This window comes from Pseudomonas paralactis, assembly GCF_001439735.1.
Classification (GTDB): domain Bacteria; phylum Pseudomonadota; class Gammaproteobacteria; order Pseudomonadales; family Pseudomonadaceae; genus Aquipseudomonas; species Aquipseudomonas paralactis.
Genome location: NZ_JYLN01000013.1, coordinates 58,307 through 71,592, shown reverse-complemented (window position 1 = coordinate 71,592; position 13,286 = coordinate 58,307). Strand labels below are relative to the sequence as shown.

The following is a 13,286-nucleotide window of genomic DNA, read 5'->3' as shown; positions in this document are numbered from 1 at the left end:
CGAATTACTTACGCAGTTCGACGCGACGGTTCTGAGCCCACGACTGTTCGTCGTTGCCAGTTGCAACTGGACGCTCTTTACCGTAGGAAACCAGTTCCAGTTGGCCTGGAGCAACACCTTGCAGTACCAGGTAGCGCTGAACGGCTTTCGCACGACGCTCGCCCAGTGCCATGTTGTACTCACGAGTACCACGGGCGTCAGTGTTACCTTCCAGAACAACGCGAGCGCCGTTAGCTTTCAGGTCCTTGGCGTGAACGTCCAGAGCGCGCATGGCTTCTGGCTTCAGGTCCGAACTGTCGTATTCGAAGTAGAAAGTGGTGATAGCGCGCAGAGCAGCTTCTTCGCTCAGGGAGCCGTCGACCGCACCAGTGTTAGCGCCGTAACCAGCGTTTGGATCAACAGCTGCGCCTTCACCGGCATTGTCGCCGCCTTTAGAGGAGCAACCAACGGCTACGGACAGAGCCAGAGCCAGAGCAGCAAACTTACCAAACTTCAGCATTTCCATCGTGAAACTCCTAATGAACCCCAGTGTGTTAAGTACTTCTTTTTGTAGCGCCGCGTCAGTTCAGGTAAGGGGACCAGGATGGTTCTCTGACTTCGCCTTGTGCGGTAGGAAGTGGGAGCCTTACGCGTCCATTGATGGACACGAGCATCAAGACTCCCCGGCCCTGCTGGCGGGTGGCGTAGATTACCATGGTGCCGTTGGGCGCAACAGTGGCTGACTCATCAAGGTTGGTGTCTGTAAGGATTTTTACCGTTCCACGCTGCAAATCCTGGGCCGCAACCCGGAAATTAGTGAAACCATCCTGACGGTGAATCATCACCAACGTCTTTTCATCGGCCGAAAGCTTCGGGTTGGCGTTGTAGTTACCAATAAAGGTCACACGCTCCGCGCCGCCGCCATTCACGTTTGCCTTGTAAACCTGAGGCTTGCCGCCACGGTCGGAGGTGAAGTAGATGGTCGAACCATCCTTACCCCAGAACGGTTCGGTGTTGATGCCCGGGCCGCTGGTTACGCGACTCAGTTGGCGCGAAGCCATGTTCATCACGTAGATATCCGGGTTGCCGTCCTTGGACAGCACGAACGCCAGGCGCGAACCATCCGGCGACCAGGCCGGCGCACCGTTGAGGCCTTCAAAGTTGGTGATCTGCTCGCGACGACCTGTATCAATGTGCTGCACGAAGATACGCGGGCGACGCTGCTCGAACGATACGTAGGCAATACGCTTGCCGTCCGGCGCGAAGCGCGGCGACAGGATTGGCTCACGGGACTGCAGCAAGGTCACTGCACGTGCACCGTCGTAGTCCGAGCGCTGCAGGGTGTAGCGGGTGTTGTCTACCGAGAAGCGCTCAGCGGTGACGTACAACAGGCGCGTCGAGAACGCCCCTTTGATACCGGTGAGCTTTTCAAACGACTGGTCCGAGATGTAGTGGGCCATGTCGCGCAGTTGCTCGGCGGTACCCGATACGCTGCCGGTCAACACCTGCTGCTCAGTGGCCACGTTGAACAACGTGTACTGGATCTGCAGGCGACCGCCGGCCGGCGTGATGCTGCCGACCATCAGGTACTGGGCACCGACCGCCTTCCAGTCACGGAAGATGACTTCGCTGGCCTGGGTTGGCTGGCTGATCATGTTGCCTTTTGGAATCGGCGCGTAGTAACCGGAGTTACGCAGGTCGTCGCTGACGATCTGGGCCATGTCGTCCGGCAGCACGCTGCCGCCCTGCCAACCGAACGGAACTACCGCAATCGGTGTGGCCCGATCACTGCCGCTGGTAACCAGGATGTTCTTTTCATCCGCCGCCGCTATCCCTGCCATACAGCAAATAACGACAAGCATTCCTCGAAGAAGGTTTCTCACAAGGCTAGATCCTCAGGTGTGAATGTCATCTTGAATGAACGATAGGGAGCGAAGTCACTTGGTTTCATTCCCTGCATCTCGGTCAACCGGCCAATATTCTTGACCGCGGCAACCGCCGAACTGTCGAACGAACCGTCACCACTGGACTTGGCCACGCTGACCGAAGTCACCGTACCGTCCGGCAACATGCCGATCTGCAGCACTACTGTCATGCCTTTACGTGCCGAAGGTGGACGTGTCCAACCTTCCGCTGCCCGCGCCCGAATCAGGTCGTCGAAACTGCCCGCGACTTCATCGCCACGCTCATCGGCCAAGGCTTGCTGACGCTGCGGCGTGTCGGAAAGCAAATCTGCCAGGGCCTGGGCCTTTTTCTCTTCGGCGGATTTGCGTGCTGCTTCCTGGGCCTTTTTCTTGGAGGCGTCGGCGGCAGCTTTCTTCTTCGCTTCGTCGGCGACTTTCTTCTTCGCCTCGTCTGCTTCAGCTTTTTTCTTGGCGTCTTCGGCGGCTTTCTTCTTCGCGTCTTCGACTATCTTTTTCTTGGCTTCTTCAGCGGCCTTTTTCTTGGCCTCTTCTTCGGCAGCCTTTTTGGCTTCTTCTTCCGATTTCTTCTTGGCTATATCAGCCAATTGTTTCTCTTCGGCCTTTTTCGCTTCGGCAGCTTTCTCGGCTTTCTTGGCTTCATCAGCCTTTTTCGCCTCGTCGGCTTTCTTGGCTTCGTCAGCCTTTTTCGATTCCTCGGCCTTTTGAGCCGCCTCTTCTTTCTTTTGTTCCGCAGCAGCCTTCACCGCTTCCTGCTCGACCTTCTTCTGTTCCATCTGCTCGACTTCAGTCTGGCGCGCAGCCGACTTCTGGGCCTCACCCGCAATCTTCTGATTGGTCTGGGTGGTGGCCTGGCTTTTCGATTTCAGCTGATACAGGGTCGCCTGCACGATCGGCTTGGCTGGCGGCAGGTCCGGGGTCATGGCAAAGCTGACAAACAGCATGCCGAACACCAGGACGTGCAGGGCAATTGCCCACACGCCAGGCCAGAAGTAGCTTTCCGAGGCGGACGGCTCTCGCTGTTGCTGCATCAGGGCGCCTCGGTAATCAAGCCAACGTTACCGACGCCGGCCTTCTGCAGCCCGCCCATGGCGCCCATGACGGAGCCGTAGTCGACCGATTTGTCACCCCGGATAAACACCTGGGTGTGCTTGCCGCCTTCGTTGCCGGAGCGAATGATCTTGGTCACCGCATCGGTCATGGCAGGCAAGGTCAGGGCCTTGTCCTGCTGCTTTTGCGTGTCGACTTCGCTGCCAAGGTTCCAGTAATAGGTCTTGTCAGCCTTGATCGAAATGGTCAGGACCTGAGTGTTGTTGTCCTGCGGCAAGGCTTCACTGGAAACCTTGGGCAGATCAACCTTCACGCCCTGGTTGAGCATCGGCGCGGTCACCATGAAGATCACCAGCAGTACCAGCATCACGTCGATGTAGGGCACTACGTTCATCTCGGCGACCGGCTTGCGCTTTTTGCGAGCTCGAGCGATTAAAGCCATTGGGAATTACCTGCTTATTCTTCGCTGGTGTGCACTTTACGGTGCAGGATCGCCTGGAATTCATCGGCGAAGGTGTAGTAACGGCCAATCAACGTCTCGCTGGTTGCGGCAAAACGGTTGTAGGCGATTACTGCGGGGATAGCGGCGAACAGGCCGATCGCGGTGGCGATCAGGGCTTCGGCAATACCCGGGGCCACGGTGGCCAGGGTGGCTTGCTGCGCCTGGGCCAGGCCACGGAAGGAGTTCATGATCCCCCATACGGTACCGAACAGGCCGATATACGGGCTGACGGAACCGACGGTGGCGAGGAACGGCAGGCCCTGCTCAAGTTTCTCTTCTTCACGGGAGATGGCCACGCGCATGGCACGGGCCACACCTTCCATCACCGCTTCAGGATCGACACCCGGCTGTTGGCGCAGGCGCGAGAACTCCTTGAAGCCGGCACGGAAGATCTGCTCGACGCCCGAATCCGGATCCGGGTTGCTGCCGGCCTGGCGGTACAGTTTGGACAGGTCGATACCCGACCAGAAGCGCTCTTCAAAGCTCTCCAGGGCACGTCGACCGGCGCGCAACATGTTGCTGCGCTGAAAAATCATGACCCAAGAGGTAACCGATGCGGCTACCAGGGTCAGCATAACCAGTTGAACCACAACACTGGCATTGCTGACCAGGCTCCACATGGAGGAATGGTCGACGACGGTAGGTTCCACGCTAAATCTCCTGCTTTGATTGTTGACCCGCGCCGCTCACGGCGGCAAAGGCCGCGCGTAGAGTTTCGGGAATGGCCCGAGGTTTCAAGCTGTTGGTGCGCACACACGCCACCAGGAACTGCCCCTCACAGAGCAGCGTTGCATCCGTGGCCCGCCTGACCTGCTGTTTGAAACGCAGGCTGGCACGGTTCAATTCGATGACTTCAGCGCTGACCAGCAACTCATCGTCCAGTCGCGCCGGCGCGTAATACCGCGCCTCGCTGGAGTGCACGACGAATAACAGGTCCTCGCCTACAAGCTCGGACTGGGCAAAACCCAACTCCCGCAGCCGCTCGGTTCGAGCCCGTTCCATGAATTTCAGGTAATTGACGTAATAAACGATGCCGCCGGCATCGGTGTCCTCGTAATAAACGCGACAGCGATGTGCGAACGACTGATCCCCGTTTTGCGCGCGCATACTCTAGTGCTTACTCCTCAGGTTGCCAATTGGCTGGGCAACTGTTTTTTCATTCCTGAACGCTTTCAAATGACGACGCCAGACACTGGGACAGCACAAAGCTCAGATAAATCGTCCGGCGTAAGCTTTTTAATCGTCTACCGCATCGAGGAATTCGTCTACCACGGGCATCTCTCCCAATCGTGACGGAATGTTTAGCCCGAAGTGCAAATAAGCATGGCGCGTCACCACCCTGCCCCGCGGGGTACGCATGATGTAGCCTTGCTGAATCAGGTACGGTTCCAGCACATCCTCAATGGTATGGCGCTCTTCACTGATGGCTGCGGCCAGGCTGTCCACGCCGACCGGGCCACCGTCGAATTTCTCGATCATGGTCAAAAGTAGGCGTCGATCCTGGTGATCAAAGCCATGCTCGTCCACATCCAGCAGGTTCAAGGCCAGGTCCGCCACCGCCTTGGTAATATGGCCCTTGGCACGCACTTCGGCAAAATCGCGCACGCGGCGCAGCAGGCGGTTGGCGATTCGTGGCGTGCCACGGGCGCGTCGAGCGATTTCAAAAGCGCCTTCCGGGTCCAGGGGCAAGCCAAGGATGCTCGCCGAACGGCTGACAATGGTCGCCAGATCGGCGGTGCTATAGAACTCTAGACGTTGAACAATGCCGAAACGGTCTCGCAACGGGTTGGTCAACATACCCGCGCGGGTGGTGGCGCCCACCAGGGTAAAGGGCGGCAGGTCGAGCTTGATCGAACGGGCCGCCGGGCCTTCGCCGATCATGATGTCGAGCTGGAAGTCTTCCATCGCCGGGTACAGCACTTCCTCGACAATCGGTGATAAACGATGGATCTCGTCGATGAACAGCACGTCATGGGGTTCAAGATTGGTCAGCAGCGCCGCCAGGTCTCCAGGACGCTCCAGCACGGGGCCGGAGGTGGACTTGATCGACACACCCATTTCCTGGGCGATGATGTTGGCCAGGGTGGTCTTGCCCAAACCCGGCGGGCCGAAGATCAGGGTGTGGTCCAGGGACTCACTGCGCCCGCGCGCGGCCTGGATGAACAGCTCCATCTGCTCGCGCACGGTGGGCTGGCCGATGTATTCGGCCAGGCTCAGGGGGCGGATGGCCCGGTCCTGGACTTCTTCACGGTCACGCGGGCCGGTGGCCGCGATCAGACGATCGGCTTCAATCACTTAAATCATTCCCTTCAGGGCTCGGCGGATCATGTCTTCGCTGCTCAGGTTCTTGTCCTTGATGGCCGATACCGCCTTGCTGGCTTCCTGAGGCTTGTAGCCCAGGGAGATCAACGCACTGACGGCATCGCTTTCGGCACTGGCGACCTGGCCTGCCGGCATATCCGGCTGGTTCGGCACCAGGGCGAACATGCTCGGCACCACTTCCCAGGCCTTGAAGCGATCCTTGAGTTCTACCAGAAGGCGCTCGGCGGTTTTCTTGCCCACCCCCGGCACCTTGGTCAGGGCCGAGGTGTCCTGGGCTGAAACGGCCCGCACCAGCTCATCCACTTCCAGGCTCGACATCAGCGCCAGAGCCAGTTTGGGCCCCACGCCATTGAGCCGAATCAGCTCGCGGAAGAAATCGCGGTCACGCTTGCCGATGAAACCATAGAGCAGTTGCGCGTCTTCGCGCACCACTAAATGCGTGTGCAAGGTTATCGGTTCGCCGACCGACGGCAAACGGTACAACGTGGTCATGGGCACTTCCAGCTCATAACCCAATCCATTCACATCCAGAATCAGGTGCGGCGGCTGTTTCTCGGCCAGGGTGCCGCGCAAGCGTCCAATCACGGTTCACATCCTTAAAACTTGGGGGTCAGATCAGGGCCTGACCGCAAATAACGAATGCGCTGATGCTATCAGAGACGCAGCCGCCCGCCACGACTACGTGCCGTACCCAAGCCGTGAGGCAGCAGGCTGGAACGAGTGTGCGCATGGCAAATGGCGATGGCCAGGGCGTCGGAGGCGTCGATTTGTGGTTTTGACGTGAGCTTGAGCATGTGCATCACCATCATCTGCACCTGCTCCTTGTTGGCGCCACCGGTGCCGACCACGGCCTGCTTGACCTGGGTCGCGGTGTATTCAGCAATCTCCATGCCCTCTTCGGCGCCGGCCACGATAGCCGCACCTCGGGCCTGGCCGAGCTTGAGCGCCGAATCGGCGTTTTTGGCCATGAAGACTTTTTCAATGCCCATGGTGACCGGGCCGTAGGTCTGGATGACTTCACGTACGCCGCGATAAACGATCTGCAGCCGCTCGGCCAATTCCCCTGCGCCGGTGCGGATGCAGCCCGAAGCGACATAGACACAGCCGCGCGGGGTCTGCTGCACCACGCCAAAACCCGTGATGCGCGAACCGGGGTCGATACCTAGGATTAAAGTCATAACGCCTGCGGGTTGGATTTACAACGGTATGTGCCAGGCACACATTTGTGTAACAGCATAGAACCCCTGTGGGAGCTGGCTTGCCTGCGATGCGGGCACCTCGGTGCTTCTGTCAAATCGAGGTGATGCTATCGCAGGCAAGCCAGCTCCCACAGTGGATATTCATCGTTCTTAAGTGAGCTGTTCGGCCACAGACTCAGGGATGTCGGCATTCGAATACACATTCTGCACGTCATCCAGGTCTTCAAGCATGTCCAGCATCTTCAACACCTTCTGCGCCCCCTCCAGGTCCAGCTCGGCACTGGTGGTCGGCAGCATCACGATTTCAGCGTCGGTGCCGCTGAAACCCGCGGCTTCCAGAGCATTACGCACGGCGTAGAAGCTGGCGAACGAGGTAAACACGTCGATGGAGCCGTCTTCATTGGTGACCACGTCGTCGGCGTCCGCTTCCATCGCGGCTTCCATCAGCGCGTCTTCATCGGTGCCAGGTGCAAAGGTGATCTGCCCCTTGCGCTCGAACAGGTAGGCCACCGAACCATCCGTGCCAAGGTTACCACCGCACTTGCTGAACGCATGACGTACGGCTGCCGCGGTACGGTTGCGGTTGTCGGTCATGCATTCGACCATTACCGCCACGCCGCCCGGGCCGTAGCCTTCATAGGTCAGCTCGACCATATCGTCGGTATCGGCCGCACCGGCGCCACGGGCCACGGCGCGGTCAATGATGTCGCGGCTCATGTTGGCGCCCAGCGCCTTGTCCAGCGCCAGGCGCAGACGCGGGTTGGAGCCTGGGTCACCGCCGCCCTGACGGGCAGCGACGGTCAGTTCGCGAATCCACTTGGTGAAGATCTTGCCCTTCTTGGCATCCTGACGCTCTTTGCGGTGCTTGATGTTCGCCCACTTGGAATGGCCAGCCATAACACAACTCCGAAATTCTCTAGAAACCTTATCAATCCCGCCCCCGGCGTAATGCCATTCAGTTAAGCGTATATCGCCCTCTGTAGGAGCGAGCTTGCTCGCGAAAAACGTCAACGAAAACGCGTGCTTCCTGATTGAACGCGGCGCCTGTGAATTTTTCGCGAGCAAGCTCGCTCCTACAAAAAGCCTTAACTGAACGCCATTACGCCCCAGGCGAGATTTCCCTCTTTTAAACGCAAAGGCGCATCCGAAGATGCGCCTTTTTGACTGCGTACAACCTTATCGCGCTTTCACGCTGCAGCCTTACTCAGCCTTCGGCGTCTCGCGCAGACGGATGTGCAGTTCACGCAAGGCCTTGGCATCCACCACACCCGGGGCCTGGGTCATGACGTCCGCAGCGCTCTGGGTTTTCGGGAAGGCGATCACTTCACGGATCGACTGGGCGCCGGTCATCAGCATCACCAGACGGTCCAGGCCGAACGCCAGGCCACCGTGCGGCGGCGCGCCGTATTTCAGGGCGTCGAGCAGGAAGCCGAATTTCTCTTCCTGTTCCGCTTCGTTGATGCCCAGCAGGCGGAAGACCGCTTGTTGCATCTCTTTGCGGTGGATACGGATCGAGCCGCCACCCAGTTCAGTACCGTTGAGCACCATGTCGTAGGCACGGGACAGAGCGCCGGCCGGGTTGGCTTCCAGCTCCTGCGGGGAGCACTTCGGCGCGGTGAACGGGTGGTGCAAGGCGCTAAAGCTGCCGTCGTCGTTCTCTTCGAACATCGGGAAGTCCACAACCCACATCGGCGCCCATTCGCAGGTCAGCAGGTTCAGGTCGTGACCGAGCTTGATACGCAGCGCGCCCAGGGCCTCGCTGACGATCTTGGCCTTGTCGGCGCCGAAGAATACGATGTCGCCGTCAACCGCACCGACGCGATCAAGGATCGTGTTCAGGTTGGCTTCAGGGATGTTTTTCACGATCGGCGATTGCAGGCCGTCAACGCCGTTGGCGCGCTCGTTGACCTTGATGTACGCCAGGCCCTTGGCACCGTAAATGCCGACGAACTTGGTGTAGTCGTCGATCTGCTTGCGCGGCATGCTCGCACCGCCAGGCACGCGCAGGGCAGCAATGCGGCATTTAGGGTCGTTGGCCGGGCCACTGAACACCTTGAAGTCGACGTCCTTGAGCTGGTCGGCCACGTCCACCAGCTCCAGCGGGTTACGCAGGTCTGGCTTGTCGGAACCATAGCGACGCATGGCTTCTTCGAAGGTCATGTGCGGGAATTCGCCGAACTCCAGGTCCAGCACTTCCTTGAACAGGTTGCGGATCATCTGCTCGGTCAGGCCCATGATCTCTTTTTCATCGAGGAAGCTGGTCTCGATGTCGATCTGGGTGAATTCCGGCTGGCGATCGGCACGCAGGTCTTCGTCGCGGAAGCACTTGGCGATCTGGTAGTAGCGGTCGAAACCGGCCACCATCAGCAGTTGCTTGAACAGCTGCGGCGATTGCGGCAAGGCGAAGAAGCTGCCGGCGTGGGTGCGGCTCGGTACCAGGTAGTCGCGCGCGCCTTCCGGGGTGGCCCGGGTGAGGATCGGCGTTTCGACGTCGAGGAAGCCGTTTTCATCCAGGAAGCGGCGGATGCTGGTGGTCATGCGCGAACGCAGGCGCAGCTTCTCGGCCATTTCCGGACGACGCAGGTCCAGGAAGCGGTAGCGCAGGCGGGTTTCTTCGCCAACGTCGGAGTATTCGTTAAGTGGGAACGGCGGGGTTTCCGACTCGTTCAGCACTTCCAGCTCATAGCCCAGCACTTCGATGCCGCCGGACGCCATGTTCTTGTTCACGGCACCGGCCGGACGCAGGCGTACCTTGCCGGTGATCTTGACGACGTATTCGCTGCGCACGCGGTCGGCGGCGGCGAAACTCTCGGCGCGGTCCGGGTCGAACACTACCTGGGCCAGACCATCACGATCACGGATATCGAGGAAGATCACCCCGCCGTGGTCGCGGCGACGGTGAACCCATCCGCAAAGGGTGATTTCCTGACCTTCCAGGGTCTCGTTCAGTTGGCCGCAATAGTGGCTGCGCATCATGGTCGTGGTTTCACTTCTCGTAATTCGAAATTCGGTGGCAGGCCCGCCTCGTCACCGTACATTAAAGCAGGGGACGGATAATGCAGGACCCTGCGCGTAGAGTTCAACTCAGTCTGCTTTGTCGCCGCCGGCCAGGTTCTTCTTGGCCCCGGTCTTGAAATCAGTCTCGTACCAGCCGCTGCCGCTCAGGCGGAAGCCCGGCATGGACAACATCTTCTTCAACTCAGGTGCCTGGCAGGCAGGGCAATCGACCAGCGGCGCTGCGCTGATCTTCTGAATGGCTTCCAACTGATGACCACAGGAAGCGCATTGATAGTCGTACATGGGCATGGAGATGTCTCGGCGATCAGATCGTTACAGCGCCACGCCCTGCCCTGTGCATAAAGCCCCGGCATGCGCAGCAAAGCGCGGGATTATATCTGGTAAATCGACACAGCGCAGCCGGCTTTCTGCCCCGGGCCCGGCCCCCAAGGATGAAGGCCGGGCTTGGGGCCGCCGGGCTACGGCGCAAAGGTGCCCTCGGCGGCGGGAGCGACCCGGCCCTTGAGTACATGCACCACGCATACCACCCTGACCAGCCCGCTGAAGTTCTTCACGCCTCCATAGCGCAAATGCACTTCCCGATCGACATAGGACAACAAGGCACTGACCGAACAGGTGTTGATCCTGGCGATCTCCGTGAGGATGTTCCAGTAGATCTGCTCAAGCCGCAGACAGGTCGAAAACCCATTGAGCCTGACCGACCGCGACAACGGCTTTGCCAGCCCCATATCGAACCCTTTCGCAAAAGGGTCGACCTTTATCTTGTGAAAACCACAGGTTTCCATCACTCCTTTACCCATTCCACGTGACATACACCCGACACTCCATTGCCAAACAGCAGCCAATGGGCTTCTCCCATTGAACGATGGGCCTATAAAACAGCACCAGGCGTGCAGCAGCCAGAAGACGGGGAGTCGTTAGTCGTAGGACAAAGCCAGGAAGCGCAGGGAAACAAGCAGGCAGCGCCGAAACAGCGCCGCCCGGATTCGACAGTTACTGGTTTTCGAGCAGGGAACGCAGCATCCACGCGGTTTTCTCGTGTACCTGCATACGCTGGGTCAACAGGTCGGCCGTCGGTTCATCGCTGACCTTGTCGAGCAGCGGGAAGATGCCTCGCGCGGTACGGGTAACGGCTTCCTGGCCGGCCACCAGTTGCTTGATCATCTCTTCGGCACTCGGCACACCCTCTTCTTCCTTGATCGAAGACAGGCGGGCGTAAATCGAATAGGCGCCCGGCGCCGGGAAACCCAGGGCACGGATGCGCTCGGCAATGGAGTCCACCGCCAGCGCCAATTCGTTGTACTGCTCCTCGAACATCAAGTGCAGCGTACGAAACATGGGGCCTGTGACGTTCCAATGGAAGTTGTGGGTTTTCAGATACAGAACATAGGTATCGGACAGCAGTCGTGAAAGTCCGTCGACGATGGACTTACGGTCTTCTTCACTGATACCAATATCGATTGCCATGTTTTTCCCCTTCAATTGACGAGTATTCATTGATCAGGTGCAGGACCACTCTAGCAAGAGAGTGGGCGGCATGCAGCCCGCCGCCCCCTAGGCGGCCTGCGACAAATCGCCCCGCATCGCTTGCAAGTCGCGAATTGGCAAGCCTTTTTGCCCGTAGGAACGGTCTCGCAAAGCCCGCCAAAAAATCCTGCACCTGTCTAGGACAAGCGTTTGCCGCACAAATGCCGTTGCCGTCGCAACACCCAGAAATGCTTGATTTGAGTAGGCACGGCCTTTGCTGTTAAATAGACGCGGTGTGGCTGCCGTTTATTCCTGCGGCACGTCACATAGGCTGATACCCGCGCACGTGCTCAACGCCTCCCATTGTTCAGAAGCGAACCGTGCCAGTCAGCTCTTCCTTGTGATCCGTCTTAACGTGAGTTAATCAAAATGTTGAAAATCGTCCACCTGCTAACGGGCGTTGCAGCTTTGCTGCTGTCCTTTATCCCGAGCCTGCAGCCTGAAAGCCTGCCCTACCTGCAACAACATGACGCTCTGTACCTGGCCTTGTTCGGCCTTCTTAACCTGACGCTCGCACCGGTAATCCCTTACTGGAACAAAGGCACGCGTCATCAACTGCAAAACCTGGTCAGTGCGCTGCTGGTGCTGACTGTTGTGGTACAAACCCTCACCCTCCTGGCGCCCATGCCTGAAGTCGGCGGCCATCCGGCCATCCTGCTCAGCCTGGTGATTGCTGTGGTTGCCATCGTTCTTCACCTGGCCATCAGCTTCTACCGTTCGTCTCCGGCGGCCGCGTCGCAAAACTACGACATGACCAACCGCGATACCGGTACCGTCAAGTGGTTCAACACCTCCAAAGGCTTCGGCTTCATTTCCCGCGATTCGGGCGACGATATCTTCGTCCACTTCCGGGCGATCCGTGGCGAAGGCCACCGCGTTCTGGTCGAAGGCCAGCGTGTAGAGTTCTCGGTGATGAACCGTGACAAGGGTCTGCAAGCCGAAGACGTCATCGCTGCCCTGCCGCGTCGCTGATCCCAAGCCTTCGCAGCAAAAAAAACCGCGATCCGGCGTTGGCTGGATCGCGGTTTTTTATGGCCTGCGCTTTTTAATAGTGCGGCGGTGGCGCTTCTTCTTCAGATGACTCGAACTGGCCGCCCATTTCTTCCTGGCGTTTGAGCAAGGCGGTCATTTGCAACTGCAGGCGCTCAACCGCCCGCTGCTGTGTCACCAGGATGTCGTTGAGGGTCTCGATGGTGTCGTCCTGAAAGGCCAGGCGGCTTTCCAGGTCAGTAACGCGGTCTTGCAGGTCCATGATTCAGTCCTGGGTAAAGATGAAGTCGGCAGGCAACAGCTCGCGCAATCGAGCGCGGATCGCCGCCACTTGCTCTTGGGTATAGGGCCGGGCCGGATGCTTGCCCCACACTGGCGCCGGCCAGGCCGCGTCATCGCGTTTGCGCACGATCACATGCACATGCAATTGGCTGACGACGTTACCCAGCGCGCCGATGTTCATCTTGTCAGCGGCCAACCCCTCGTTAAGCCATTGCGCCAGGGCTGTCGTTTCTTGCCACAAGGTTTGTTGATCGGCGACATCCAGTTGAAACACTTCGCTGATACCGTCGATGCGTGGCACCAGAATGAACCAGGGGTAATTGGCGTCATTGGACAGCAGCAGGCGACAGAGCGGGAAGTCCCCAATGGCCAAGGTGTCTTGTTGCAGGCGTTGATCTAAGGCGAACACGTGGGCACTCCGTTCGGCAGGTCGGGACAGGCGCCCAGCATACCTTCGAACGCCCAAGGCTTCACGGCCAATACTGACTGCCCTGA

At 59.0% G+C, this 13,286-nt stretch carries 17 protein-coding genes; 1 reads left to right on the top strand and 16 read right to left on the bottom strand.

Annotated features, from left to right (window positions below):
* Positions 1-4: 4 nt before the first annotated feature.
* The 14 genes from pal to TX23_RS24455 all read right to left on the bottom strand — a co-directional run bounded on the left by pal (position 5) and on the right by TX23_RS24455 (position 11,459).
* The gene (gene pal / locus TX23_RS24520) at positions 5-505 is read right to left on the bottom strand and encodes a peptidoglycan-associated lipoprotein Pal (protein WP_003193861.1); all 501 of its coding nucleotides are present in this window, start codon (positions 503-505) and stop codon (positions 5-7) included.
* A 55-nt stretch (positions 506-560) separates the two neighbouring features.
* The gene (tolB, locus tag TX23_RS24515) at positions 561-1,841 is read right to left on the bottom strand and encodes a Tol-Pal system beta propeller repeat protein TolB (RefSeq protein WP_032874245.1); all 1,281 of its coding nucleotides are present in this window, start codon (positions 1,839-1,841) and stop codon (positions 561-563) included.
* Between the two features lie 17 nt (positions 1,842-1,858).
* Positions 1,859-2,932 (bottom strand): cell envelope integrity protein TolA, encoded by a 1,074-nt coding sequence (tolA, locus tag TX23_RS24510; RefSeq protein ID WP_003193863.1) that lies wholly within the window; start codon positions 2,930-2,932, stop codon positions 1,859-1,861.
* Positions 2,932-3,384, bottom strand: coding sequence for a protein TolR (tolR, locus tag TX23_RS24505; protein ID WP_161793227.1), 453 nt, complete (start codon positions 3,382-3,384; stop codon positions 2,932-2,934). The genes tolA and tolR overlap by 1 nt, the downstream gene beginning before the upstream one ends.
* 23 nt (positions 3,385-3,407) lie before the next feature.
* Complete coding sequence (gene tolQ / locus TX23_RS24500; RefSeq protein ID WP_003193865.1) at positions 3,408-4,103, bottom strand: protein TolQ; 696 nt, start codon at positions 4,101-4,103, stop codon at positions 3,408-3,410.
* A 1-nt stretch (position 4,104) separates the two neighbouring features.
* Complete coding sequence (ybgC, locus tag TX23_RS24495; RefSeq protein ID WP_014719714.1) at positions 4,105-4,560, bottom strand: tol-pal system-associated acyl-CoA thioesterase; 456 nt, start codon at positions 4,558-4,560, stop codon at positions 4,105-4,107.
* Between the two features lie 129 nt (positions 4,561-4,689).
* Positions 4,690-5,748: a Holliday junction branch migration DNA helicase RuvB gene (gene ruvB / locus TX23_RS24490; RefSeq protein ID WP_003193867.1), complete on the bottom strand. Its 1,059-nt coding sequence runs from the start codon at positions 5,746-5,748 to the stop codon at positions 4,690-4,692.
* Positions 5,749-6,360 (bottom strand): Holliday junction branch migration protein RuvA, encoded by a 612-nt coding sequence (gene ruvA / locus TX23_RS24485; protein WP_003175802.1) that lies wholly within the window; start codon positions 6,358-6,360, stop codon positions 5,749-5,751.
* 68 nt (positions 6,361-6,428) lie between these two features.
* Positions 6,429-6,953: a crossover junction endodeoxyribonuclease RuvC gene (gene ruvC / locus TX23_RS24480; RefSeq protein WP_003193869.1), complete on the bottom strand. Its 525-nt coding sequence runs from the start codon at positions 6,951-6,953 to the stop codon at positions 6,429-6,431.
* Between the two features lie 171 nt (positions 6,954-7,124).
* On the bottom strand, positions 7,125-7,871 hold the full coding sequence (locus tag TX23_RS24475; RefSeq protein WP_057704421.1) for a YebC/PmpR family DNA-binding transcriptional regulator: 747 nt from the start codon (positions 7,869-7,871) through the stop codon (positions 7,125-7,127).
* A gap of 303 nt (positions 7,872-8,174) precedes the next feature.
* A complete protein-coding gene (aspS, locus tag TX23_RS24470) occupies positions 8,175-9,950 on the bottom strand; it encodes an aspartate--tRNA ligase (protein ID WP_005790914.1) in 1,776 nt (591 codons plus the stop codon).
* Positions 9,951-10,058: 108 nt separating this feature from the next.
* Positions 10,059-10,280: an FmdB family zinc ribbon protein gene (locus TX23_RS24465; RefSeq protein WP_003193872.1), complete on the bottom strand. Its 222-nt coding sequence runs from the start codon at positions 10,278-10,280 to the stop codon at positions 10,059-10,061.
* Positions 10,281-10,450: 170 nt separating this feature from the next.
* The gene (locus tag TX23_RS24460) at positions 10,451-10,804 is read right to left on the bottom strand and encodes a ribbon-helix-helix domain-containing protein (RefSeq protein WP_057704420.1); all 354 of its coding nucleotides are present in this window, start codon (positions 10,802-10,804) and stop codon (positions 10,451-10,453) included.
* 181 nt (positions 10,805-10,985) lie between these two features.
* Positions 10,986-11,459: a Dps family protein gene (locus TX23_RS24455; protein WP_003193874.1), complete on the bottom strand. Its 474-nt coding sequence runs from the start codon at positions 11,457-11,459 to the stop codon at positions 10,986-10,988.
* A gap of 429 nt (positions 11,460-11,888) precedes the next feature.
* Between TX23_RS24455 and TX23_RS28695 the strand changes: the two genes are divergently transcribed.
* On the top strand, positions 11,889-12,491 hold the full coding sequence (locus tag TX23_RS28695) for a cold-shock protein (RefSeq protein WP_005790922.1): 603 nt from the start codon (positions 11,889-11,891) through the stop codon (positions 12,489-12,491).
* 73 nt (positions 12,492-12,564) lie between these two features.
* Here the strand turns inward: TX23_RS28695 and TX23_RS24445 are convergent, their stop codons facing one another.
* Positions 12,565-12,771, bottom strand: a complete 207-nt coding sequence (locus TX23_RS24445) for a SlyX family protein (protein WP_017847119.1) — start codon at positions 12,769-12,771, stop codon at positions 12,565-12,567.
* Between the two features lie 3 nt (positions 12,772-12,774).
* Positions 12,775-13,200, bottom strand: coding sequence for an HIT domain-containing protein (locus TX23_RS24440; protein WP_057704419.1), 426 nt, complete (start codon positions 13,198-13,200; stop codon positions 12,775-12,777).
* Positions 13,201-13,286: the final 86 nt, after the last annotated feature.